This window comes from Bacillus cytotoxicus NVH 391-98, from assembly GCF_000017425.1.
GTDB lineage: Bacteria > Bacillota > Bacilli > Bacillales > Bacillaceae_G > Bacillus_A > Bacillus_A cytotoxicus.
Map to the genome: position 1 here is coordinate 1,863,558 of NC_009674.1, position 25,062 is coordinate 1,888,619.

Consider the following 25,062-nt stretch of genomic DNA (forward strand, 5'->3'; position numbering starts at 1 on the left):
TGAACATTTTTTACATTTAATTTATAAATTGAATATTCATATGTCATTTATCCCGTCAGTAAGACTTCAATATATATAATAGGGATGAATTTGTCAGTTATTATTTTCAGATATTTGTTGAGAAAATATGAATTTAAAAATGTAGTAAATTGCTACTTTTATCATGTCTGTGGTTGAAGTGTAAATATAAATATACTTGTTTCAGAGGGAAAAGGTACAGTTTTTGAGCAAATGACTGTTTTTATAATAGATGATATTAATATTTTACTATATAAATATAATTAAAAGTTTTATCTGAAAAATAAAAAAATATTGACAAGATTATCGAGAAACATTATCATTTCGTTGTGAGTGAAGAAAATGAAAATCATTATCAATTGAAGTGGTTTCGGAAATCAAAGTAAAAATACGAAAATCTATACTTGACAGATAAGTTTACTATGTATATTATTTTTGTTGAGATACAATTGATAATGATTATCAATATCGATTCAAGGAATCTTATTTTCTCATGTTAGACAGGAATAAGAAATCGATTTTAAAAAGAAAGGACTTGGGGATATGAGTTGTAACGAGTTCAAGGGGAAAATAGCCTTAGTTACTGGGGCAGCCCAAGGAATTGGTAAAACAGTGGCTAGTATGCTTGCTGAGAGGGGGGCTGAAGTTGCTGCTGTAGATACAAACCTTTCAGCTCTTCAATTACTTTCACATTCTCATGAATTAGAAGGAACAATTTTGAAAGCGTTCCAATTAGATGTCAGTAACTGTGCGGCAGTAGAAAGAGTAGTAGATCAAATTGAAAATGAAATGGGATCTATTGATATTTTAGTAAATGTTGCTGGTATTTTACGAATGGGTCAAATTCCATCTTTTAGTGATGAAGATTGGGATGCCACTTTTTCTGTCAATTCTACAGGTGTGTTTTATATATCACGTGCAGTTAGTAAACGTATGATGGGGAGAAAGTCTGGCGTAATTGTGACGGTTGGTTCAAATGCAGCAAATATTCCGAGAATAGGGATGGCGGCATATGCAGCATCAAAAGCGGCGGTAACGATGTTTACAAAATGTTTAGGACTAGAGCTTGCAGAGTACAATATTCGCTGTAATGTAGTTTCGCCAGGTTCAACCGAAACAGAGATGCAGCGGCAACTTTGGACAGATAAAAATGGGCCTGAAAGGATTATTGCAGGTTCACAAGATACATATAGATTGGGAATTCCACTTCAAAAAATAGCGACACCTGTAGAAATTGCTGAAGGAGTATTATTTTTAGCTTCAGATAAGGCAAGTCATATTACGATGCATAATTTATGTATCGATGGTGGTGCGACTTTAGGAGTTTAAAAAGTCATTACGGGAGGAATTTCAAATTATGAATCATACAGCTACTTTAAACGAATTAGCGACAAGTTTATTGCGAGATTACAAAGCTGGGTCTTCGTTCTTTTTTACTTCACCATATCGAACGATGCTAGCTGAAGGAACATTTGCCACAGTTAAGCATAGTCAGGCAGAAAATTTCCCTGAGATTGTTCAATCTGTATTAAAAAGTGCAAAACAAGCGGGACATCAAAATCCCATTGTAGTAGGGGCGCTACCTTTTGATCGAACAAAAACAATGCAACTTATTGTTCCTCAGAAAACAAGAGTTACAGATCGTTTACAGTGGGATGTTGGAGAACAAACTCAGGACTCTTCCTCTGTACATAAATTTAAAATGAAGCCAATCCCAATGCCTTCAGAATATATGCGTGGTGTGGAGCAAGGGATAGCAAAAATAAAGAGTGGTGACTTAAAAAAAATCGTTTTATCAAGATTGTTAGATGTTTATTCTTCAAGGGAAATTGATGCTCAGAAATTGCTATATGATTTAGCAAAACACAATCCACATGGTTATACGTTTGCGGTAGATTTACCGAATAATGAGGATGATACAAAGCAGAAACGCACTCGGACCTTGATAGGAGCTAGTCCCGAATTGCTTGTTTCAAGAAGAGGAATGCAAGTTATTTCTAACCCGCTTGCAGGATCTAGACCTCGAAGTGGAGATCCTGCTGAAGATAAGAGGCGAGCAGAAGAATTACTTTCCTCAGAGAAAGATTTACATGAACATGCGGTTGTTGTAGAAGCAGTGGCGGCAGCGCTTCGTCCCTATTGCCGTACGTTACATGTGCCAGAAAAACCATCACTCATTCATAGTGAAACGATGTGGCATTTATCTACAGAAGTGAAAGGGACGCTACTGGATGAATCTATTTCTGCATTAGAATTAGCATCCGCACTTCATCCGACACCTGCTGTTTGCGGAACACCTACCGAAAAAGCACGTGAAGCAATTCAAGAAATTGAACCATTTGATCGAGAGTTTTTCACGGGCATGCTTGGTTGGAGTGATATAAATGGTGATGGGGAATGGATTGTAACAATTCGCTGTGCAGAAGTAGAAGAGAATTCACTTCGTTTATATGCCGGAGCCGGTATTGTTGCGGAATCAAAGCCTGAGGATGAATTAGCAGAAACATCAGCTAAATTCCGTACGATGCTTCAAGCTATGGGATTAAATGAGGACTCATTGGAGGGATAAATGATGTTATCAGGATGTTATGAATGGCCTAAAGAATTTGCAAATCGGTACAGAGAAGCCGGTTGTTGGCGCGGAGAAACGTTTGGAGAAATGCTCAGAGAACGGGCTATCAAGTATGGTGAACGCATTGCATTGACGAGCGGGGAACATCATATAAGTTATAAAGAATTTGATAAACGAGTGGATCGTTTAGCCGCTGGTTTTCTATCGCTAGGGATTAAAAAAACAGATCGTGTCGTTCTTCAGTTACCCAATATTATAGAGTTTTTTGAAGTGTGTTTTGCACTTTTTCGAATTGGGGCTCTTCCGGTGTTCGCTCTGCCAGCACATCGAAGTAGCGAGATTTGTTATTTTTGTGAATTTGCTGAAGCTACTGCTTATATTATTGCAGATAAACAACTTGGATTTGACTATCGAAATCTTGCAAGAGACGTGAAAAGAAAAGTACCGACATTGAAGCATATCATTGTTGTTGGTGAGGAAGAAGAGTTTGTTGGAATTCATGATTTATATAGAGAACCAGTTGACTTACCTGAAGTGAAATCTAGCGATGTAGCTTTCTTACAACTATCAGGAGGGACAACAGGACTACCGAAACTCATTCCAAGAACACACGATGACTATATTTATAGTTTACGAGTAAGCGCTGAGATTTGTCGATTGAATGAGGATAGTGTATATCTCGTTGTTCTTCCGGTTGCTCATAATTACCCGCTCAGCTCACCAGGAACTCTCGGAACATTTTATGCTGGGGGAAGGGTTGTGCTCGCTTCTGGAGGGAGTCCCGATGAAGCGTTTGCTTTAATTGAGAAGGAACGCGTCACAATTACAGCGCTTGTACCGCCGCTTGCGATGATATGGCTGGATGCAAAAGCATCGCGCCATAATGATTTATCTAGCCTTCAAGTTTTGCAAGTTGGAGGTGCAAAGTTTAGCGCAGAAGCTGCGAAACGTATACGTCCTACATTTGGGTGTACATTGCAACAAGTATTTGGCATGGCAGAAGGGTTAGTCAATTATACAAGACTTGATGATTCTGAAGAAATGATTATTCATACGCAAGGGCGACCTATGTCAGAGTTTGATGAAGTACGTGTCGTAGATGAAAATGACTGTGACGTAAAGACGGGTGAAGTGGGAAGGCTATTAACTCGTGGTCCCTATACGATTCGCGGTTATTATAAAGCGGAAGAACATAATGCGAAATCTTTTACACCTGATGGTTTTTATCGTACAGGTGATCTCGTGAAAATAAATGAGAACGGGTATTTAGTCGTCGAAGGTCGCGATAAAGATCAAATTAATCGCGGAGGGGAAAAAGTAGCAGCAGAAGAGGTAGAAAATCATCTGTTAGCCCACCATTCCGTTCATGATGCTGCAATTGTATCAATGCCTGATGAGTATTTAGGAGAACGTACTTGTGCTTTCATCATCGCGCGCGGACAACAGCCATCCGTAGGAGAGCTAAAAACATTTTTAAGAGAACGCGGAATTGCGGCGTATAAAATTCCGGATCGAATTGAATTTGTTAAAGCGTTTCCGCAAACTGGTGTAGGGAAAGTAAGTAAGAAAGACTTACGAAAAGCAATTGCTGAAAGATTACAGTCTACCATTCATTCATAATGTTTTCATCATATATTCAATTAACTTGAAAGGAAGTGATTAGATGGCGATTCCTGCTATCTCCATATATAAAATGCCAACTGAATCAGATTTACCAATGAATAAAGTAACGTGGAAACTAGATCCAAAACGTGCAGCACTTCTTATTCACGACATGCAAGAATATTTTCTTGATGCGTACTGTGATGAAGAATCTCCAAAAGTAGAGCTCATTTCTAATATTCAGCGAATAAGACAAACTTGTAAGGGACTTCATGTACCCGTTATTTACACTGCACAGCCAGGTGGACAAACATTGGAACAAAGGGGGTTATTACAAGATTTTTGGGGTGCTGGTATTCCAGAAGGACCATATAAACAGAAAATTGTTGATGAACTTGCACCTGATGACCATGATATTTTTCTTACAAAATGGAGATATAGTGCCTTTAAAAAGACAAATTTATTAGAAATTTTGCATGAACAAGGTCGTGATCAATTAATCATTTGCGGTGTATATGCACATATTGGATGTCTCTTAACAGCATGTGAAGCGTTTATGGATGGGATTCAACCTTTCTTCATCGCTGATGCAGTTGCCGATTTTTCATTCGATCATCATAGACAAGCCATGCAATATGCATCCGATCGATGTGCGGTAACAACAACAACGAATGCAGTATTAACAGATTTCCAACGTTTAAAAGAGGAAAGTGAATCAGCCATTACACTACAAATGATACGTGAACAAGTCGCCCAGCTACTGCGCGAGTCCCCAGCAGATATTGCAAATGATGAAAATTTACTAAATCGCGGATTAGACTCTGTTAGATTAATGAGTTTAGTAGAGAAGTGGCGCCAAATTGGTGTAGAAGTTACTTTCGCTGATTTGGCAGAACACCCAACCATTTCAGACTGGTTTCGAATGATAGCATCACAAAAAGAAAGAGTACTGTAAATTGCAGATTACAAAATAAAGGGGTCATACAGTATGTCTAATTGTCGAAATGTTCGCTATTCTTTGTCGTCTGCGCAATCCGGAATGTGGTTTGCGCAGCAACTTGATCCAGATAATCCAATTTATAATACAGCTGAATATGTGGAGATACATGGGGTAGTGAATCCCGAAATATTTGAATTAGCAGTCCGTACTGTTGTAATGGAAGCAGAAGCATTACATGTTCATTTTGAAGAAGATGAAGCGGGCTTATGGCAAGTCATTGCTGATTCTTCAGATTTTCATATGCATTTCATCGATGTCAGTTCAGAAGATGATCCGAAACGTGCGGCTGAAATGTGGATGAAAGAGAATATATCCATACCAATTGATTTACAAAAAGACAAGTTGTTTACCGAAGCATTATTCCAAGTAGCATCTGATCATTTTATTTGGTATCAGCGTATTCATCACATTGTAATGGATGGATACGGTTTCTCGTTACTTGTCCAAAAAGTAGCAAAAGTATATACGAGGTTAATGAATCAGCAATCGTATCATGAGAAGCCATTCGGTTCTTTACAACAAGTGTTAGCGGAAGATGCTGCATATCGAAACTCTTCTCAAATTGAGAAAGACCACAATTTCTGGTTAGAACGATTTCAAGATTTATCAGAAGTGATAAGCTTAGCTGAACATACATCTAAAGCATCGAAAGAATTTTTACGTCAAACAGCTTCTTTATCGCATTTGCAAACAACATCATTACAGCAAGTAGCGCTGGAGTGCAATGTAAATTGGCCAGACTTGATTATCGCTGCACTTGCTATTTATCTTCATAAATTAACAAGCGCCAAAGATATTGTCTCAGGATTACCGATGATGGGGCGTTTAGGATCAGCATCCATTCATACACCAAGTATGGTGATGAATGTCGTTCCGCTTAGAGTATCCTTATCTTCTCATATGAGCTTTGCTGAAGTTGCTGAGCAAGTCGCTCATGAAATACGCGAAATACGTCTTCATCAAAAGTATCGTCATGAAGAACTTCGCCGCGATCTTAAATTGTTAGGAGAAAACCAACGATTATTTGGTCCGATCATCAATGTGATGCCATTTGATTATCGTTTGAATTTCGCTGGAAATCTTGGAGTGAAACACAATCTGTCAGCGGGACCTGTAGACGATCTTTCTATACATGTATATAACCATTTTGATAACAATGAATTCATGTTTCACTTTGATGCAAATCCTGCGGTATATAGCGAAGGAGATGTAACGGCTCATAAAGAACGATTTATGCATTTTTTAGAAACTCTAACACATATGAATCCAACTGAATCAATTGGTAAGATGGAAGTAGTACTTCCAAATGAACGCTATCAAGTAATACAAGCGTGGAATGAAACTTCTGTAGAAAAAGAACGTATCAGCCTGCCAAATTTATTTGAGAAGCAAGCGAACCAAACACCAAGTGCAACAGCGGTAGTAGGCGGAGAATGGCAACTGACTTATCAAGAATTAAACGAACGAGCAAATAAGCTAGCGCATTTCTTGTTAGAACGAGGGGTGCAGCCGGGACAATTTGTAGCCTTAGCATTTCCAAGGACAGTCGACATGCTGATTGGAATGTTAGCAGTACTAAAGACTGGTTCCGCATATATACCAGTAGATCCTGAGTATCCAGCTGATCGAGTGCAATATATACTCAGTGATGCCAATCCTATTTGCATGATTACAACATCTTCCGTGTTGGAGAATTTACCTGATGAGCGAAAGGTGGAGACGTTTGTAGTAGATCGTGAAGTAATGAAGAGAAAATTGCAACAGTATCCTTGTATCAATCCAGAAACGCGACATGCTTCTAGTCTTTTAAATCCTGCATATGCAATTTATACGTCTGGGTCAACTGGCAAACCAAAAGGTGTGGTTGTTTCAATGGAAAGTTTAAGCAATTTCTTATTAGCGATGCAGGATACATTTTCACTACAGGAAAACGATCGTTTACTAGCCGTTACAACTTTTGCCTTTGATATCTCAGCATTAGAAATGTATATCCCGCTTATAAGCGGTGCAAGTATTAGAATTGCGCAAAAAGAAGAAATCCAAGATTCAGTTACTTTAGCGGAAGTATTACAAAAAGAAAAAATTACGATTATGCAAGCAACACCATCGCTTTGGCAAATGCTTGTTACAGATAATCCGGAAAGTATAAAGGGGATACGTGCTCTCGTAGGTGGTGAAGCACTTCCCAATGCATTAGCAGCAAAATTAAAAGAATTAAATTGTGATGTTACAAATCTTTACGGACCAACAGAAACAACCATTTGGTCTACAGTAATGCATCTGAATAGTACGAACACACACATACCTCCCATTGGAAAACCAATTTGGAATACAGAAGTATATGTATTAGATGCCAGCTTGCAACCGGTTCCGCCAGAGGTAGTAGGAGAATTGTATATTGCTGGAGCAGGGCTTGCTCACGGATATTTAGGAAGACCAGATTTAACAGCAGAGCGATTTGTGGCAAATCCTTATGGGAAACCAGGAACGCGGATGTACCGTACGGGTGATCTTGTCAAATGGCGTAGAGATGGTTATCTCGAATATATTGGTCGTGCGGACTATCAAATTAAAATGCGCGGTTTCCGTATAGAGTTAGCTGAAATAGAAACAGTACTCCATCAGCATGCAGCTGTTCAACAAGCAGTTGTACTTGTGAGAGAAGATCAACCAGGAGATAAAAGGCTCGTTGCTTACATTGTAGGGGAATCTGCTGATTCTACAGACATTCGCTCTTATGTAGCGGAGCACTTACCGGCATATATGGTTCCTTCAGCTATTATCGTATTGTCGAAATTACCGTTAACACCAAATGGGAAAATTGATCGAAAAGCACTGCCAGCACCTGATTTCAGTGTAAATACAAGTGAACGAGTACCGCGAAACCCGAAAGAGGAAATTTTATGTAATCTTTTTGCGGAAGTGCTTGGCCTTAAACGAATCGGGATAGATGATCATTTCTTTGAAATGGGCGGTCATTCTCTTTTGGCATCCCGGTTAATGGGACGCATTCGGGACATGTTAGGTGTAGAAATAGGAATTGGTAAATTATTTGAGGCGCCAACTGTTGCTGCACTTGCGAAACAGTTAGATGGTGCAAAAAGTACAAGGCCAGCTTTGAAAAAGATGAAGCGTCCGAAGGAAATTCCTCTTTCCTTTTCGCAGCGCCGTTTATGGTTCTTGAATTGTTTAGAAGGACCAAGTCCAACATATAATATTCCGTTAGTGATTCGTATGTCTGGTGAAATAAATAAAGAAGCATTACAAGGTGCGTTTTACGATATTGTAGAACGCCATGAGACGCTCAGAACGATCTTTCCAGATCGATTTGGAACCCCGCACCAGAAAATTCTCACAATAGAGGAAGCGAAACCTAAGCTTATGATAACGCAGACTACGGAAGCGGATTTATCTGATTTGCTTGCTGAATCGGTTCGATATAGCTTTCATTTAGCTACAGAGCCTGCCCTGCGCGTTGAACTATTTGAAATTAGGAAAAATGAATATGTACTCCTTATTTTATTACATCATATTATAGGGGATGGTTGGTCTTTAAGCCCATTCACAAAAGATCTTGCTACTTCGTATAGAGCTCGTTGTCAAGGTGAAGTCGTGCAGTGGGAAACTCTTCCGATGCAGTACGCTGATTACGCTCTTTGGCAACAAGAACTATTAGGAAATGAAGAGAGAAAGGATAGTCTGATTTCAAAACAAATTGATTTTTGGAAAGAAAAATTAAAAGGATTACCAGATCAACTTGAGTTGCCTGCAGACTATCAACGTCCTGCTGAAATCAGTTATCACGGGGATACGATAGATTTTCATATTCATTCAAGGTTACACAAACGTTTATTAGAACTAGCTCGCATGCATGGTGTGAGTCTATTTATGGTAATGCAAGCAGGTCTTACGGCATTACTTACAAGATTAGGAGCTGGAACGGATATTCCAATTGGTAGTCCGGTAGCTGGACGCAATGATGATGCTCTTAGTGAGATGATTGGTTTATTTATAAATACATTAGTTTTACGTACAGATACATCAGGAGATCCGACTTTTGTAGAACTATTAAATCGAGTGAAAAAAGGAAATCTTGCTGCTTATGAACACCAAGATGTTCCATTTGAGCGACTTGTGGAAGTATTAAACCCTGTACGTTCGAGAAATAGTCATCCGCTCTTTCAAATTATGCTAGCTTTTCAAAATACACCGGAAGCTACATTTGATATTCCAAATGTAGATACACCGCTTGAGATTCAGAGCGTAGGCGCTGCCAAATTTGATTTGACGATTGAACTAAGTGAGCAAAGTACTAAAGAAGGAAACGCGAATGGATTACAAGGTTTACTAGAATATCGTACAGATTTATTTCAATATGAGACGGCTCAAAAATTTGTAACGCGGTTTATTCGACTGTTAGAAGATGCGGTAGAGAATCCAGAGAAACAGATTGGACGTTTAGAAATTTTAGAAGAAGAAGAATATTGCACGATTTTGAAAAAATGGAATGGTGGTTTTCAAACTACAGCTGAAGTGACGTTGCCAGAACTGTTTGAGCGGCAAGTTCGCAAGGCTCCGGGTGCAACTGCTGTTGTGTTTGAGGGGAAAACATTAAGCTATGAACAGTTAAATAAGAAGGCAAATCAGTTAGCTCGTTTATTAATTGCAAAAGGGGTAGGGCCAGAGCAAATCGTTGCGCTAGCAATGCCGCGATCACTTGATATGATGATTAGCTTATTAGCCGTTTTAAAGGCAGGAGCAGGATATTTACCGTTAGATCCTGATTATCCAGCAGATCGAATCTCATTTATGTTAAGTGATGCACAGCCGGTTTGTATCATTACAAGTACAGAAGTTGAAATAGAGTATCAAGCGACCAATGTAATTGTTATTGATGATGTGAAAACAAGGAATGCGATCGATCAATATTGTACCGAGGATATTGAGGATGTAGAACGAATCCAACCTTTATTACCGGTGCACCTTGCTTATGTTATTTATACATCAGGTTCGACAGGAAAGCCAAAAGGTGTTATGATTCCGCATCAAAATGTTGTAAGGTTATTCGGTGCAACGGATCATTGGTTCCAATTTGATGAAACAGATATTTGGACAATGTTTCATTCTTATGCATTTGATTTCTCAGTTTGGGAGATTTGGGGACCGCTTTTATATGGAGGTCGGCTTGTCGTTGTACCGCATACGGTCAGTCGTTCACCTCAGGAATTTTTACATCTTCTTGTTAAGGAGAGAGTAACTGTTTTAAACCAGACACCGTCCGCATTTTATCAACTGATGCAGGCGGATCGCGAAAACATAGAATTAGGCAAACAGCTTTCTTTACGCTATATCATTTTTGGCGGGGAGGCACTAGAATTAAGCCGCCTAGAAGATTGGTACAGCCGTCATAAAGAGCATGCACCAAAGCTCATTAATATGTATGGGATTACGGAAACAACTGTACATGTAAGTTATATGGAACTGGATCAAAATATAGTATCCTTACGAGCAAATAGCTTAATTGGATGTAGTATACCAGATTTGAAAGTTTACGTATTAGATTCTTATTTGCAGCCTGTACCACCTGGAGTTATCGGGGAAATGTATGTGGCTGGAGCAGGGCTTGCACATGGATATTTAGGGCGCGCTGGATTAACGGCAGAGCGATTTATAGCAAATCCATACGGAGAGCCAGGGACTCGCATGTATCGCACTGGGGACTTGGCGCGCTGGAGGCAAGATGGAACATTAGATTACATAGGTCGGGCAGATCACCAAATTAAAATTCGCGGTTTCCGCATTGAACTTGGGGAAATTGAAGCTACAATTATGCAACATCCACAGGTAGAACAAGCCGCTGTTATTGTGAGGGAAGATCAGCCAGGTGATAAACGGTTAGTTGCATACATCGTTCTGTCACCACAAATACAGATAGAAACAGTTCATATGCGTCAATATGTCGGGAAGAGTCTACCAGATTATATGGTGCCATCCACTTTTGTTGTAATCGATCAGTTACCATTAACTCCAAATGGAAAGTTAGATCGAAAAGCGTTACCAGCTCCGCAATTTACAGTATCGAATAGAATCCGAGGACCAAGAACACCGAAAGAGGAACTATTATGTGACATATTTACAGAAGTGTTACAAGTGCCTCGAATTGGAATTGACGATAGTTTCTTTGAACTCGGCGGACATTCATTGCTTGCTGTAAAGCTAATGAGCCGTATTAGAGAGGCGTTAGGTATAGAAATAAATATCGGTCATTTATTTACAGCGCCGACAGTTTCCGCTCTTGCGGAAAGACTTGATATGGGAACGAATCAAAGTGCGTTAGATGTCATGTTACCTTTACGAACAAGCGGGGAAGAATTGCCGATATTTTGTGTTCATCCAGCGGGAGGACTGAGCTGGTGTTATGCAGGATTAATGAAATCTGTAGGAAAAGAGTATCCAATTTATGGGTTACAAGCACGCGGTATCTCCAAAAAAGAAAAGCTTCCAAAAACATTAGAGGAAATGGCTACGGATTACCTTATACATGTTCGTGAAGTGCAACCGCATGGTCCATATAGATTATTAGGATGGTCGCTTGGAGGAAATGTTGTTCATGCAATGGCGACGCATTTACAAAGTGAAGGCGAAGAAGTTGAAATGCTTGTGATGCTTGATTCGTATCCGGGGCATTTCTTACCAAATACAGAGGCGCCTACTGAAGAAGAGGCACTTATCGCATTGTTAGCTTTAGGTGGTTATGATCCAGATCATATGGATGGGAAACCACTTAATATGGAAAGTGCCATTGAAATTCTTCATAAGGATGGAAGTGCATTAGCCAGCCTAGAAAAGACAACCATTTTGAATTTAAAAGAAACATATGTGAATTCTGTTACTCTATTAGGAAAATATGTTCCAAAGAAATTTAAAGGGAATCTTATCTTTTTCAGATCGACAATGATACCAGAATGGTTTGATCCTATTTCACCGGACACGTGGTCTAGCTATATAGAAGGGGAAATAGAACAATATGATATTGACTGCCGGCATAAAGATTTATGTCAGCCGGAACCACTTGCTGAAATTGGAAAAGTTTTAGCGAATAGATTACAAGAAAAGAAAGGAGTAATCATATATGACGAATCCATTTGAAAATGATAATGATATGTATAAAGTGTTAATAAATGAAGAAGGCCAGCATTCTGTCTGGCCGGCTTTTCTTGATGTACCAGCTGGTTGGAGCGTTGTGCATGACAATGATAGTAGGCAAGCTTGTCTAACATATATTGAATTACACTGGACGGATATGATGCCAAAGCGTCTTCATCAACTTGAATATGTATCAGTAGGGAAGTAAGAATGAATCCAAAAATGGTTGTTACTGTTGTATATATTATAGCGATGTTTATGGCTTCCATGGATGCAACGATTGTGAATGTCGCGCTTCAGACGATTAGTCAAGAGTTACAAGTACCACCTTCAGCCATGGGGACAGTTAATGTAGGGTATTTGATTAGTCTCGCTATATTTTTACCTATTTCTGGATGGCTCGGTGATCGCTTTGGAACAAAACGAATTTTTTTAATTGCTCTTTCCGTATTTACAGTTGCTTCTGCATTATGTGGTATTGCAAATAGCATTACAACTTTAAATATATTTCGGATGATTCAAGGGGTTGGTGGAGGACTTTTGACACCAGTAGGAATGGCGATGTTATTTCGAACGTTTTCACCTGCAGAGAGGCCGAAAATTTCACGATTTATTGTGTTGCCAATTGCTGTTGCACCAGCAGTTGGCCCCATTATCAGTGGTTTTTTTGTAGAGCATTTATCTTGGCGCTGGGCGTTTTATATAAATGTACCGTTCGGGATGATTGCATTTATATTTGGCATGCTGTTTCTTGTAGAACATATAGAAACAGACGCTGGAAGATTAGACTTATTAGGTTTTATTCTTTCAGCACCTGGTTTTACGATGCTAGTATATTCTTTAAGTCAAGGGCCATCAAAAGGCTGGATGTCTTTCGATGTTATCGGAACTGGAATAGGTGGAATTTTCTGTATCACCTTATTTATTATTGTCGAACTTCGAGTAAAACACTCAATGTTAGATTTACGTTTATTAAAGGAACACCTATTTCGAAATATGAGCATCATTTCATTTTTATCGGCAGCGGGATTACTTGGTATGTTATTTATATTTCCACTTATGTATCAAAATATAGGACATGCATCAGCATTAGAAACGGGTTTGACGACATTTCCAGAGGCAATTGGATTAATGATTTCATCACAAATCGTACCATGGTCTTATAGAAAAATAGGGTCGCGAAGACTCATTTCTATCGGTTTACTATGTGCGGCTATTTTATTCGTTTTGTTAAGCTTTGTAACGAATGAAACAAACCCGTGGCTCATTCGTCTACTATTGTTTGGAATAGGTTTCTTCTTAGGACATTCTGTCGGGGCGGTACAATTTTCTGCTTTTCAGCATATTCAGTCATCTTCTATAGGAAGGGCTACAACGATATTTCATGTACAAAATCGCTTAGGTTCTGCAATAGGTGTTGCGATTCTTGCTAGTATGTTAGCGCTGGAAAGTTATATTGCAGGTGAAATGGTAGTTGGACAAATCAATATTACAGCTTATCAAATTGCTTTATGTACCGCAGCTGGCTTTTTGTTTATCGCATTATTATTTGCATTACGTATTCGCGATGAGAGCGTAAGCAAAAAAGGAGAACAAACATCTATACAATGAAATAAAAAAGCGGCAAGGGAGTGAAGAGATTGTAGAGGATATAAAGGGGGGATGCTAGTGATAGCTTGGAAGGATGGAGATTTCATTCCGAAACTTCATCAGCGTAACTGTCAAATATGGTGGGCACAAATATCAGACTTACAACCATGGCATTTTCATTTATTAAATGAAGAGGAACGCAAAAAGGCAAATTCGTTTCATCATGCAGCGGACCGCGCCCGCTTTGTAATCGGTTGTGTAATTAGTCGTCTCGTACTTGGAAAACATCTGAGTGTGTCTCCGCTTCAAGTACCAATAGATCGGATGTGTCCAGTTTGTAAGTTAGCACATGGAAGGCCGCAATTACCAGATGGTATGCCGCAATTATCCGTATCGCATTCTGGGGAGTATGTTGTCGTAGCATTTACAGCCTCTGCGCCTGTTGGGATAGATATTGAACAAATAACGCCGAATATTGATGTTATGAATATGGCGACAGGTGTATTAACAGATACGGAAATGATGCACGTTATGCAATTGCCAGATGAAAAAAAGATTGCAGGGTTCTTAACGTATTGGACACGGAAGGAAGCTGTACTAAAGGCTACTGGAGAAGGACTGATGATCTCGCCAACTCATCTTACGGTCTCAGCACCAAATGATGCTCCTAAACTACTTGTTTTTAAGGAAAAATCATCACTCTTAGAAAATACAGTCATGATGGAGGTACAATTAGGTTTTGGATACATCGCATCATTGGCAGTGTTAAATAAAGAAATAACAGAGTTTCAACAGCGAAATGCTAGGTCTCTTCTCTATTTTTACGAAGAAGAGAGATTGCCAATATACAAAAGTTCAGAAAGATAAAAGAGGTGTTGGTCGTGTTAGTAACGGAAAGTAAAAGAAACGAAGCTGCTGATATGACAGCCGCAAAAGCCATAAAAGATATCGTGTTTTCTTATGAAAAATCATCAATGGAAACGTTAGAAAACATCATTCAAGACAGCGTTCAGTTTCATGTGATTGAACAAGAAATGTTGGAGAGGGAATATATTCCAAAAGAAGTGAAAAACTTTTTTGATCATAATGGAACATGTCTTTATCGTGTGTCTTCTATTTCTTACAAAGGAAAGGTATTATCTGAAAGACTCGTATTTGCTGATACATCACTTTTGCCGAGACATGTAAAGAAAGAATTAGAAAATGAATGTATCCCTGTTGAAGAATTAGTGAGACAGCTAGATACAAGAAAAAATATTCTATATCAAGGTTACCAGCCGTCAGGACATATCCTTGAATTATTTGATGGATGTTCAGTAGAATCACATATATATCCAACTAGAAAATATCAAATTGTAAGTAAATGCAAATGCTTATTTTATATTTGTGAAGTATTTCATGCAAAACATATATATGAAGTTATGGAGTGTAAAGAAAAGGATGCTAAAGAGAGAACATTTACTTCTTAATTCCATACAATTCCCCCGCATGATAAGAGAATTTTTGAATGAATTTGTCCCGTTGAAAAAGGGAATTTCAATATGTTATTGGCAGATCGATTAGAAATAAAAAAGAAGATGATCATTTCATACATAAATGGTCATCTTCTTTTCGTTTCTGTATATAGATAAAAATTCTGTTCTTTTCTTTTTTGGATAGAATAGATCAAGTTTCTTCTTATTTTACAGCTTCTTTTAATTCTTTTCCTGCTTTGAAGGCAGGAACTTTTCCAGCTGCAATTTGGATTTCTTCCCCTGTTTGAGGATTGCGTCCAGTTCGAGCTGCTCTTTCCCGTACTTCAAATGTTCCGAATCCAATTAGTTGTACTTTGTCTCCGTTTTGTAAAGCATTCGTAATTGTGTCAAATACAGATTGAACAGCTACTGAGGCATCCTTTTGAGAGATATCAGCTGACTGTGCTACATTTTTGATTAATTCCGTTTTGTTCATTTTTTCACCTCATAAAAGAATTATTTTGCGTGTGATTACTAGTATAATGAATAGTAAGAATAGAAAAGGATTCACTTATAGAATGAATTAGTAGGATCATATCATACTGTTACTTAATTTCGTTGTAAGAGATGAAATCCCTGCTAAGGACTAAGAATTTATTTTAATCGCGGAAAGTAAATAAAGTGGAATGAAGAGGGGGAGTAAGTCTATGATTATTCGTAATCAAAAAGAAGAATTTGTATTGATTCGCCAACATGATCATGGTTTTCTAGCGGGAGAATTTGCGAAACATATAAAAAAAGATTTCTTTGAAAATACTTTATATTTAAAAGAATGTATTGATGCGATTTATGAACATGATAGGGGATGGATAAGATTGGATAAGACGCCAATTTGGAATGATGCTACAAATGCACCATATACTTTTATGGACTGTCCAAGTTCTTTACGATTTGTTTTTTACACGTTAGGACTTAATGAGATTGCCAAAAGTAATACATATGGAGCTGTACTTTGTAGTAAACATTTTATTTCATTTCCTCTCAATCAGGAAGATAACGAGATGGTGAATTTCTATCAAAAAGAATTAGACCGTCAAAAACAACTTTTGAAAACGTTAACAAAAGGACAGTATATGATGTTTGATAAGCATTATAGATTATTGAAGTTTTGTGATGAATTGTCTTTATATGTTTGTATGAATCATCCCGGTGCCTCAAAACAAGAGGAAGTAGCTTTATTTAAAGGTGGATTTGAGGGGACTGAAATATTTAATAGAGAAGCAAATGAGTTACTACAAGCGGAATGGGTAGATAAAAAAACGATTCGAGTCGCGCCATTTCCTTTTGAAACAGAATTCAACACATATGTAAAATATAAATCTATAAAAAAGAAAACGATAGAAAAAATAGGAATTGCGAAAGCGGATGAAAAAACAGAATTTCAGAAACAACAACTATCTGTGATCAGATAAATGCCATATGAACAAACTGGAAATTAAGATTTACATACATATATTCGATCGAGTTCGTTTTATGAGGAGGCTGTCCTAAAAGGATAACTTTGGGGACAGCCTTTAGTTTTTAAAATTTAGATTCAAGTGGAATAGAAGAAAGGAACTTTTCAAAGCGGAACAAATTATTTTTTTGTGATTCCGAATAAGTTGTTGATTTCACTTAAAGTAGATAATGCCATTACCATATTTTGATCAGCAAGACCTAAAGGATGAAGTGTATTTTGGGAAATTTCATTTAAAGGTGTACCATCACTTAAATCTTCAGAAACTGAAGATGCAGCATTTTTCATATAATTTGAAGCCGCGATAAATGCGATTCGAAAATGATTCATTTTTTTCTTCAAATCTGTATCTTGTAGTTTTTTCTCTGCCTTAAAATTCTCCATTTGACTTGAGAGTTCGCTAAAATCATTGCTAATCTGATTCATTTTTTCTATTAATTCGGCTTTATTTACATTATTTTTGTTCCCATTTATAATGTCCCAGGCAGGGAGCCATTCCTTGGCTACAATTTGATCATATTTTGCATTTAACAAATCAATGTGCGATTTTAATTCTTTTTGATAAGTAGATTTGTCAAGGGATTCTTTTGTATCCTGTTGAAGTTTTTTCTCTGAATTGTAGCTGAATGTAATAAAAGAAATTGTGCCTGTAATGATGACCGCACTAAAAAGCACTACCCACCATTTTCGATCGAATAACTCTTTCATGATGTATATTCCTCCAGTAAGGTGAAGTATCAAAATATCTTATCTATCATAACAAGTTATACATTTTCTTTTTGTCATATTTTGTCGACGTAGAAAGATTTCGTACTAAGACAAAAGTTGAATTATCTAGTTCATATTGCTATCATCATCTGAAAATTTCGATTTATAATATATATATCCTGCTGTAAAATATTTTAATCAATTATAATTATATTATGTAAACTTGATTCGGTTTTACTAGTAGATTTGTTAGGAGAGAATGAAATGCTGTTAAAAACAATATTTTGTCAAGTCGAAAAAGAGAAAATGAGTTTGTTTTCAAAAGCGCAAGAAAGATGGAGGGATTTGCGAAATGTGAATGGATTTCTTGGTCAATGTGGGGGATGGGATCAAGAAGAAGCTTGTATATTTACTCTTTGGGAGAATATGAGTACATATCAAACCTTTATGGATGAAATACACGATTCCATTTTTAACAATAGCAATCAACAGGAAACGTACATAACTTGTGATATTGAACTATATGAAACTTTATTTCATATAAAGGCTTCATCAATCACGAAGGCAATTGCAAAAGGTACGTTTATTAGAACTGCAATTTGTGATGTGAAACGTGGAAAGGAAGAACAGTTTTTACATGTACAACGAACGATTTGGAATGAAGGGATGAGAGAAACAGCAGGGATGTTAGGCGGTGTTGTAGGAAGATCATTGAAAAATGCAAATCGCTATATTGTACTTTCTTTTTGGAAAGATGAAAAATCACATCGCTTTTACATGAATGAAATTTTTCCAACGTTATATGAACAGGCAAATGTATCATTAGATGTAGAACATGTACAAGGGAAAAAAGTTGAATATATAAAAGAATGGCTTATTAGTTCATAATAAAAGTGCAGAGTCAGGAATAAAAAAATAATTTTTTTATTTTAAAATACTTGCAAAAAAATTTTGAATAAGATATAGTTAATAGCAATTAATGGATATGAATCTAAAAGCAAAGAAAAGGACACGAGTTATTTAAAACGGTTATACAGAGAAGGAAGAATAGCTGAGAACTTCCTAACGCAGTGAAATAACTTACCACCTTCGAGCTGCACTGGGGAAAAGAAAAGTATCTAGTGCCGTGTCAGCGACGTTACTGCAAAAGAAGCCATTGTATATTTTTATATAATGGGAATCTGGGTGGAACCACGGATATTAAGCATATTCGTCCCTAATTTCAGGGATGAATATGCTTTTTTTATTTTTAAAATTTTATATCACGACAAGCAAAGAAAAGGACACGAGTTATTTAAAACGGTTATACAGAGAGGGAAGAATAGCTGAGAACTTCCTAACGCAGTGAAATAACTTACCACCTTCGAGCTGCACTGGGGAAAAGAAAAGTATCTAGTGCCGTGTCAGCGACGTTATCGCAAAAGAAGCCATTGTATATTGTATATAATGGGAAGCTGGGTGGAACCACGGGTACAAGCACGCTCGTCCCTATATGTATAGGGATGAGTGTGCTTTTTTTATAAAAGAAATGGAGCGATGAAAATGAGTGAACAGATGATCAGTATTATTTTTCCAGATGGAAGCAAAAAAGAATATAGAAAAGGAATTACTTTAGAAGAAATAGCGGCATCCATTCGTTCTAGTTTGAAAAAGAAAGCAGTAGCCGGGAAAGTGAATGATCAACTATTTGATTTACGCCGTAAGCTTGAGAATGATGCAAAAGTTGAAATTATTTCTATCGATTCAGAAGAAGGGGTAAACATAGCAAGGCATACTGCTGCACATATATTAGCACAAGCTGTAAAAAGAATTTATGGCAATGTCAAACTTGGGGTAGGACCTGTGATTGAAAATGGTTTTTATTATGATTTAGATCTTTCAAGTAGTATAACTGTTGAGGATTTTCCGATAATTGAAAAAGAAATGAAGAATATCATACATGAAAATTTAAATATCGAAAGGATTGAAATAAGTAGAGAAGCGGCAGAGAAGTTTTTTAAAGAAGCGGACGACCATTTAAAGTTAGAACTTTTAGAAGCAATACCTGAAGGAGAAGTTATAACAATGTATAAACAAGGAGAATTTGTAGATTTATGCCGCGGTCCACATTTACCATCTACTGGATATTTAAAAGCATTTCAATTAACTCATGTTTCTGGAGCATATTGGCGCGGAGATAGCAATAATCAAGTATTGCAGCGTGTATACGGCGTTGCGTTTTCCTCCCAAAAAGAATTAAAAAAATATTTGCATTTTGTAGAAGAAGCGGCTAAGAGAAATCATCGTAAACTTGGAAATGAACTAGAATTATTTATGTTCTCTGAAGAAGCACCGGGAATGCCATTTTATTTACCGAAAGGGCAAATCATTCGAAATGAGTTAGAAGGATTTTTAAGAGAAATTCAACAAGCATATGATTATCAAGAGGTACGTACTCCTCTTATGATGAATCAAGAGCTATGGGAAAAATCAGGACATTGGGATCATTATAAAGATAATATGTATTTTTCAGAGGTAGACCATAAAAGCTTTGCATTAAAACCAATGAATTGTCCAGGACATATGCTTATATTTAAGCATAAACTTCGGTCATATCGTGATTTACCAATTCGAATGTGTGAGTTTGGCCAAGTTCATCGCCATGAGTTTAGTGGTGCATTAAATGGTTTATTAAGAGTACGTACATTTTGTCAGGATGATGCACATATTTATGTGACAGCTGAACAGATAGAGAGTGAAATACAATCAGTATTAAAACAAATCGATTATGTCTATAGAACATTTGGATTTGAATATGAAATTGAGTTATCAACAAGACCTGAAAATTCAATGGGGGATGATGAACTATGGAATCAAGCAGAAGCTGCTCTTGAAAACGTACTGAAATCTTTACAATATAATTATAGAATTAATGAAGGAGATGGTGCTTTTTATGGACCAAAAATTGATTTTCATATTAAGGATGCTTTAAAAAGAAGTCATCAATGTGGAACAGTTCAATTAGATTTTCAAATGCCTGAGAAATTTGATTTACACTATATCGATGAGAAAAATGAAAAGAGACGACCAGTCGTGATTCACCGTGCTGTATTAGGATCGTTTGATCGTTTCCTAGCAATATTAATTGAACATTTTGGAGGAGCCTTTCCGGCATGGCTAGCTCCTATTCAAGTAAAAGTAATCCCAGTTTCAAATCTAGTACACGATTCATATACAAAAGAGATTGAAGATAAATTCAAACAGGTTGATATACGAGTAGAACGGGATATTCGTAATGAAAAACTAGGATATAAAATCCGGGACGCTCAAATACAGAAAATACCATATGTTCTGGTCATCGGAGATAAGGAAATGGAGAATGCATCTGTAAATGTACGTAAATATGGTGAAGAGAACTCAGAAGTTGTATCACTACATGAGTTTATAGAGAACTTACAGATAGAAATTAAAAATAGAAATGAATAAGTAAAAAGATAGATAAAAACATTTTGTTTTTATCTATCTTTTTACTTTTATCTTTGAGCAATAAAGGAAATAAGCCTTTTTCGTGATGAATTTGAATAAATCATAATGAAATTAATGATGTCCTGTAAAGAATGTGATAAATAAAACGCCGCTGATAGACCAGAAAAGAAAGGAGATAGGAGAAAGATTTTTTACAGCTTTGCCTAGCATTTCGTGTATGGTAACATATCCTAATGAACCGATTGCACTTCCCATAACTAGTCCTTGTAAATGAGCTGCTTTTCCTTCCATTATAATACCGAAGATCGTTCCTGTACCGAGAATCATAGAAAGTAAGAAAATGACAAGTAGAAACGAAATATACGTATGTTTTGTAAACAAAAACGGGATAATTAAGGCTAATCCTTCTGGAATATGATGGATTATAACTGCAAGTAAAAAAGGAATAGCAGACTCGTTATGATTGATAAAGGCAGACCCAAGGGCAAATCCGCTCGGTACATTATGAATAAAAATGGCAAAAGATAAAAATAAAAAAGTTTGCCATGCTTGTTGGTTTTTTGTATGTATAATGGAATGGTGATAATGATGATCGAATAGGCTCATAAGTAAAATGCTAATGACAATTCCAAGTATGGGACTCACCGCTTTGTAATTTGAAAAAGTTTCTGGAATAATTTCAATTGATAATAACCCAAGTAAAATGCCACCGCATAGTGCGTATAAATGATGCATCTTTTCCGCTATAAACTGACGTGTCATCACACCAACAGCACCACCTAGTAATAAACCACCAAATGAAAAAAATGTCACGATTATTGGAATCCATAATCGTTCCATCGTATCACTCCTCATTTTTTCACTTCATTTTAACTTACGATAATCGAAAAGAGATTAGTCCAACTAATTTTAAAGGTTATAGAGAAATATTTATTTCGTATAATTTGTATATTGTTTTCACTCAAAAAGAGATGAGGGATGTATTGTACAAAATAAAATGGAGTTTATTAGATCTATCATTTTCACTTTCAGGAGCTGAGAGAGTAAGAATTCAAAAAGATATGAATATTAGATATTGCATACGGCACAGAAAAGGGGACATTTCCTTTTGTCAAGAAGGATATCGGATGATTGGATCGGAAATGAACTAAGACATGATTGTTATTCTACGGTAGTAGTTTGTCAGAAAAGAGAGAGGAGGGTGTTAGTTCGTTCAACTTACTTTCCGATATCTTTTAAATTATTATATGAAAAATATATAATAATTTAAAAGATATTATAATATTTTATATACCATTTAAAGGATAATTCAATGATTTTATTCGAATAGTCGTTTGTTTATCCCGCTATTTTAGGGCAGTAAGATTGCCTCTCAAGATTCAAAAAGAGAAGCAAGGAAGATAGGTGGGAGTAGGGCTGCCCGTAACAGCCCGATTGGTGAGGGCTCATAATCAGTGGAGGATGAAAAAAAACCACTGATTAAAGTTTCACTTTATGTTAACGATATCACACCTAGTATTTTTTGAACCTTATGAAATCAAATTTAAGAGAAGTATAGAAGGGAGAAATTTGATTGAATCAATATAAGGTATTTTGGCTCTCTAGAACTATTTCTTTTTTTGGAGATTACGTATTTTCTATTACTATGGTTTGGTTTGCATTACAGAGCAATGGAATATGGGGGGTAACGGGGGCAGTTTCTACAGCTGTAGTCTCTAGGATGATTGGATCTATCGTATTTGCACCATTAGTAAATATATTTGGTAGTAGAAAAATTATTATTTGTACAGATTTGTTAAGAGGATTTGTGATGTTAGCTTTCTGGTTATTGGCGATATTAGGAAGCCAAAACGTTATTCTACTTTCTCTCTTAGTGGGATTAAATATGTTTTTTGCAGGAGGTTTTGAAGCTGCACTTCAAAGCTTTATTCCAACTATTAGTGACGAATTACGGAAAGCGAATGCGGATTTAAGTACAGGGAGGAACTTTGTTCAATTAATAGGGTTGTTATCTGGCGGTATTTTAATGGAAATGTACTTTGGATTAGGATTTTTTCTAATTTCGTTTATGATCGTTCAACTGATCAAGAGTTGGAAAAGTTTGTTGATTATATTGCAGAACGCCCAAGGACGACTCCTAGTCCTTGGCGTAATCTCAATTATTTAAGAGGTATTCTCAAAGAAGGAATTTTTCATGCTGAAAGAGCTCTAGATGATTGGATAAACATGCCATGGGATATAGGCATATCTACGATGTTTCAGCAGAATATGGGAGCATTATCTATAGCTAGAAGGTTAAAGAATCAGTTTAATTTACACATTATTTTTTGCGGTGCAAATTATCAAGGAATAATGGGAAAAAAGTTAATAGAGCCATATTCGTATATTGATGTTGTATGTACTGTTGAAAGTGAGGAAGCGTTTCTTTTTTATGTAGAACAGTATATGTTATAGGAGAAAACATAAGTAAATGGAATGATTACGTAGCACAACTTGCATCTTTCCATTCCTGATAAGATACAAATGGATAAGCTCTCTTTGCCTACTTTCGATGATTGGAAATGCTATTTGCTATCTAAATTGTATATGTCATTTTGGGAAATTAATAAAAAAGAACCCTACTTAAATAGGATTCTTCTAAGTGATTTAGTCTAACAAAAAAAATCGGCTTCACGGTAATATTCATCACAAGAGCTGTTTTGGTTATTACAGCAAATACAAAATGTTTTTTCGATATACATACCGATACCGCCCCCTGTATTGGAAGCATTTGTGAGTTGGAGTCGTTGGATATCCTCTACTTGAAATATTCTTGTATCAAGAGCTTGTAGAGTAGCAGTAATTGGTGTTGAAGAACTTCTTGTGAAGATTGATACTGTTATAGGAGGAGTACCACCAGTAACAAAAAACTGAAGTAATGCTTTATTGTGATTGCTAGTAAAGTCTTCAAAAGCCGTTATTGTAGAGTTAGGTGGTATGTTAACATCTAGTAGAATATTTCCGTTTAGGTTAATTCCGGCACCGGATATAATGTGTGTTGCAATAGAACAATTATTGTTTTTTTGCTGGTTTTGTTTTTTATAATACTTTTTACCATCTTTATAAAAATAATCAGCCATGCGTATGTCATTCTCCTTTCTTTGAAATGTTTATATATTCTATTCGCTAAACGGTAGGATGCTTGTACAAAATATAAAAACCCGCTCTAGTAAATAAAAACTACTTGACTAATTGTAAGAAGGGATTTACGATACAACCTAAGTTTTCGTGAGGTAGTCGAAATGATGGAAGAACGCGGGCTATTTATTGCTCATACAACCATTATGCGCTGGATTCATCAATATGGTTCTGAATTAGTTTTCACATCAATGTAGTTCAGGAATATATGAAAAAGTCAAAGCGAAGTTACTATTATTCAACAGAACAAAACGTGAAGAAAGTTCGTGTTATCTAAAAAAGAAGGGCTCCATTTGAAAGAAAGTGGAGCCTTTACAATTTAGAATGATGGGGAGTAGCCCTTATGGTTTCGGGCTACATAGGAATAACATGATGGAAATCTTGAACTACCTAAATAAATTATGCGCGTGTGTCATTATTTTGTATTAGGTAAATATTTTTTACCTAATACAAATATACAATTCATTTTTTGTAGAGTCAATCTTTTTTGTAATGTTTTACCTTTCGCTTAAATAAGAGATATTTATTTGTTTTTTCTTACATATGTAAGATTTACAGAAACATGAGGGTTTTACTTATTATGTAAGTAGTCTATACTAAGATACATAACTTTTAAAATTGGAGCGAGTATTGCGATATGGAGCTGAGAAGAATAGAGGAAATGATTGACCTAAAAAAAGAAGAACTCGTTATGCTTGTTGCGAACTATGGTTTTCAACATGAAAAAGTATTAGAAGTGAGTCAAGAAATTGATAAACTAATAAATTGGATTATGTTTTTGAGATGAAGACATGTATGAAGAAGATGAGATAAA

Annotated in this window: 19 protein-coding genes, 1 pseudogene and 2 other annotated features; of the genes and pseudogenes, 16 read left to right on the top strand and 4 right to left on the bottom strand. The window is 36.5% G+C overall.

All coding sequences use genetic code 11. From position 1 onward, the window contains the following. The first annotated feature begins 561 nt into the window (after window positions 1-561). Genes BCER98_RS09080 through BCER98_RS09120 form a run of 9 tightly spaced genes read left to right on the top strand, consistent with a single transcriptional unit; the run spans window position 562 to window position 15,397 of the window. Entirely contained in the window at window positions 562-1,347 is a 786-nt protein-coding gene (locus tag BCER98_RS09080; protein WP_012094243.1) for a 2,3-dihydro-2,3-dihydroxybenzoate dehydrogenase, read from the top strand. A 28-nt stretch (window positions 1,348-1,375) separates the two neighbouring features. Beyond that, the gene (dhbC, locus tag BCER98_RS09085; RefSeq protein WP_012094244.1) at window positions 1,376-2,587 is read left to right on the top strand and encodes an isochorismate synthase DhbC; all 1,212 of its coding nucleotides are present in this window, start codon (window positions 1,376-1,378) and stop codon (window positions 2,585-2,587) included. A 3-nt stretch (window positions 2,588-2,590) separates the two neighbouring features. Further along, window positions 2,591-4,210, top strand: a complete 1,620-nt coding sequence (locus tag BCER98_RS09090; protein ID WP_041810358.1) for a (2,3-dihydroxybenzoyl)adenylate synthase — start codon at window positions 2,591-2,593, stop codon at window positions 4,208-4,210. A 43-nt stretch (window positions 4,211-4,253) separates the two neighbouring features. Then, window positions 4,254-5,147: an isochorismatase family protein gene (locus tag BCER98_RS09095; RefSeq protein WP_012094246.1), complete on the top strand. Its 894-nt coding sequence runs from the start codon at window positions 4,254-4,256 to the stop codon at window positions 5,145-5,147. A gap of 33 nt (window positions 5,148-5,180) precedes the next feature. Beyond that, window positions 5,181-12,341, top strand: coding sequence for an amino acid adenylation domain-containing protein (locus tag BCER98_RS09100; protein WP_012094247.1), 7,161 nt, complete (start codon window positions 5,181-5,183; stop codon window positions 12,339-12,341). Then, a complete protein-coding gene (locus tag BCER98_RS09105; protein ID WP_012094248.1) occupies window positions 12,325-12,546 on the top strand; it encodes an MbtH family protein in 222 nt (73 codons plus the stop codon). Before BCER98_RS09100 ends, BCER98_RS09105 begins: the two co-directional genes overlap by 17 nt. Window positions 12,547-12,548: 2 nt before the next feature. Then, window positions 12,549-13,949 (top strand): MDR family MFS transporter, encoded by a 1,401-nt coding sequence (locus BCER98_RS09110; RefSeq protein ID WP_012094249.1) that lies wholly within the window; start codon window positions 12,549-12,551, stop codon window positions 13,947-13,949. A gap of 51 nt (window positions 13,950-14,000) precedes the next feature. Further along, window positions 14,001-14,795, top strand: a complete 795-nt coding sequence (locus BCER98_RS09115) for a 4'-phosphopantetheinyl transferase family protein (protein ID WP_012094250.1) — start codon at window positions 14,001-14,003, stop codon at window positions 14,793-14,795. A gap of 14 nt (window positions 14,796-14,809) precedes the next feature. Further along, a complete protein-coding gene (locus BCER98_RS09120) occupies window positions 14,810-15,397 on the top strand; it encodes a hypothetical protein (RefSeq protein ID WP_012094251.1) in 588 nt (195 codons plus the stop codon). A gap of 208 nt (window positions 15,398-15,605) precedes the next feature. Here BCER98_RS09120 and BCER98_RS09125 read toward each other — a convergent pair whose 3' ends face one another. Then, window positions 15,606-15,878, bottom strand: a complete 273-nt coding sequence (locus BCER98_RS09125) for an HU family DNA-binding protein (RefSeq protein WP_012094252.1) — start codon at window positions 15,876-15,878, stop codon at window positions 15,606-15,608. A 211-nt stretch (window positions 15,879-16,089) separates the two neighbouring features. Between BCER98_RS09125 and BCER98_RS09130 the strand changes: the two genes are divergently transcribed. Continuing rightward, window positions 16,090-16,854 carry a DUF3891 family protein gene (locus BCER98_RS09130; protein WP_012094253.1) on the top strand — a complete coding sequence of 255 codons (765 nt, stop codon included), beginning with the start codon at window positions 16,090-16,092 and terminating at the stop codon, window positions 16,852-16,854. Between the two features lie 164 nt (window positions 16,855-17,018). Here the strand turns inward: BCER98_RS09130 and BCER98_RS09135 are convergent, their stop codons facing one another. Continuing rightward, entirely contained in the window at window positions 17,019-17,606 is a 588-nt protein-coding gene (locus tag BCER98_RS09135; RefSeq protein ID WP_012094254.1) for a hypothetical protein, read from the bottom strand. Between the two features lie 264 nt (window positions 17,607-17,870). On the opposite strand from BCER98_RS09135, the gene BCER98_RS09140 reads away from it, so the two are divergent. Together BCER98_RS09140 and thrS are read left to right on the top strand one after the other, a co-directional pair. Continuing rightward, window positions 17,871-18,494 (top strand): DUF4937 domain-containing protein, encoded by a 624-nt coding sequence (locus BCER98_RS09140; protein WP_012094255.1) that lies wholly within the window; start codon window positions 17,871-17,873, stop codon window positions 18,492-18,494. Window positions 18,495-18,597: 103 nt separating this feature from the next. Continuing rightward, window positions 18,598-18,827: a binding site (T-box leader), on the top strand. 44 nt (window positions 18,828-18,871) lie between these two features. Continuing rightward, window positions 18,872-19,099, top strand: a binding site (T-box leader). Between the two features lie 49 nt (window positions 19,100-19,148). Beyond that, a complete protein-coding gene (gene thrS, locus BCER98_RS09145; RefSeq protein WP_012094256.1) occupies window positions 19,149-21,071 on the top strand; it encodes a threonine--tRNA ligase in 1,923 nt (640 codons plus the stop codon). 111 nt (window positions 21,072-21,182) lie between these two features. Here thrS and BCER98_RS09150 read toward each other — a convergent pair whose 3' ends face one another. Continuing rightward, window positions 21,183-21,911: a ZIP family metal transporter gene (locus BCER98_RS09150; RefSeq protein ID WP_041809715.1), complete on the bottom strand. Its 729-nt coding sequence runs from the start codon at window positions 21,909-21,911 to the stop codon at window positions 21,183-21,185. 733 nt (window positions 21,912-22,644) lie between these two features. On the opposite strand from BCER98_RS09150, the gene BCER98_RS09155 reads away from it, so the two are divergent. Both BCER98_RS09155 and BCER98_RS09160 read left to right on the top strand, forming a co-directional pair. Continuing rightward, window positions 22,645-23,238 carry an MFS transporter gene (locus BCER98_RS09155; protein WP_012094258.1) on the top strand — a complete coding sequence of 198 codons (594 nt, stop codon included), beginning with the start codon at window positions 22,645-22,647 and terminating at the stop codon, window positions 23,236-23,238. An 86-nt stretch (window positions 23,239-23,324) separates the two neighbouring features. After that, window positions 23,325-23,525 (top strand): hypothetical protein, encoded by a 201-nt coding sequence (locus tag BCER98_RS09160; RefSeq protein WP_157671211.1) that lies wholly within the window; start codon window positions 23,325-23,327, stop codon window positions 23,523-23,525. A gap of 197 nt (window positions 23,526-23,722) precedes the next feature. Here BCER98_RS09160 and BCER98_RS09165 read toward each other — a convergent pair whose 3' ends face one another. Next, the gene (locus tag BCER98_RS09165; RefSeq protein WP_012094259.1) at window positions 23,723-24,190 is read right to left on the bottom strand and encodes a hypothetical protein; all 468 of its coding nucleotides are present in this window, start codon (window positions 24,188-24,190) and stop codon (window positions 23,723-23,725) included. 111 nt (window positions 24,191-24,301) lie between these two features. Here BCER98_RS09165 and BCER98_RS20925 point away from each other — a divergent pair. Together BCER98_RS20925 and BCER98_RS09170 are read left to right on the top strand one after the other, a co-directional pair. Next, window positions 24,302-24,427 (top strand): annotated as a pseudogene (locus BCER98_RS20925) (IS6 family transposase); the annotation flags it as partial. A gap of 458 nt (window positions 24,428-24,885) precedes the next feature. Next, window positions 24,886-25,035 (top strand): aspartyl-phosphate phosphatase Spo0E family protein, encoded by a 150-nt coding sequence (locus BCER98_RS09170; RefSeq protein ID WP_012094260.1) that lies wholly within the window; start codon window positions 24,886-24,888, stop codon window positions 25,033-25,035. Window positions 25,036-25,062: the final 27 nt, after the last annotated feature.

Coding starts and splice junctions, on each gene's coding strand:
- BCER98_RS09150 (WP_041809715.1), bottom strand. CDS start 21,911: ATGGAACGATTATGGATTCCAATAATCGTGACATTTTTTTCATTTGGT.
- BCER98_RS09135 (WP_012094254.1), bottom strand. CDS start 17,606: ATGAAAGAGTTATTCGATCGAAAATGGTGGGTAGTGCTTTTTAGTGCG.
- BCER98_RS09095 (WP_012094246.1), top strand. CDS start 4,254: ATGGCGATTCCTGCTATCTCCATATATAAAATGCCAACTGAATCAGAT.
- BCER98_RS09140 (WP_012094255.1), top strand. CDS start 17,871: ATGCTGTTAAAAACAATATTTTGTCAAGTCGAAAAAGAGAAAATGAGT.
- BCER98_RS09115 (WP_012094250.1), top strand. CDS start 14,001: ATGCTAGTGATAGCTTGGAAGGATGGAGATTTCATTCCGAAACTTCAT.
- BCER98_RS09160 (WP_157671211.1), top strand. CDS start 23,325: ATGTTTCAGCAGAATATGGGAGCATTATCTATAGCTAGAAGGTTAAAG.
- BCER98_RS09080 (WP_012094243.1), top strand. CDS start 562: ATGAGTTGTAACGAGTTCAAGGGGAAAATAGCCTTAGTTACTGGGGCA.
- BCER98_RS09110 (WP_012094249.1), top strand. CDS start 12,549: ATGAATCCAAAAATGGTTGTTACTGTTGTATATATTATAGCGATGTTT.
- BCER98_RS09170 (WP_012094260.1), top strand. CDS start 24,886: ATGGAGCTGAGAAGAATAGAGGAAATGATTGACCTAAAAAAAGAAGAA.
- BCER98_RS09125 (WP_012094252.1), bottom strand. CDS start 15,878: ATGAACAAAACGGAATTAATCAAAAATGTAGCACAGTCAGCTGATATC.
- thrS (WP_012094256.1), top strand. CDS start 19,149: ATGAGTGAACAGATGATCAGTATTATTTTTCCAGATGGAAGCAAAAAA.
- BCER98_RS09100 (WP_012094247.1), top strand. CDS start 5,181: ATGTCTAATTGTCGAAATGTTCGCTATTCTTTGTCGTCTGCGCAATCC.
- BCER98_RS09165 (WP_012094259.1), bottom strand. CDS start 24,190: ATGGCTGATTATTTTTATAAAGATGGTAAAAAGTATTATAAAAAACAA.
- dhbC (WP_012094244.1), top strand. CDS start 1,376: ATGAATCATACAGCTACTTTAAACGAATTAGCGACAAGTTTATTGCGA.
- BCER98_RS09090 (WP_041810358.1), top strand. CDS start 2,591: ATGTTATCAGGATGTTATGAATGGCCTAAAGAATTTGCAAATCGGTAC.
- BCER98_RS09130 (WP_012094253.1), top strand. CDS start 16,090: ATGATTATTCGTAATCAAAAAGAAGAATTTGTATTGATTCGCCAACAT.
- BCER98_RS09105 (WP_012094248.1), top strand. CDS start 12,325: ATGACGAATCCATTTGAAAATGATAATGATATGTATAAAGTGTTAATA.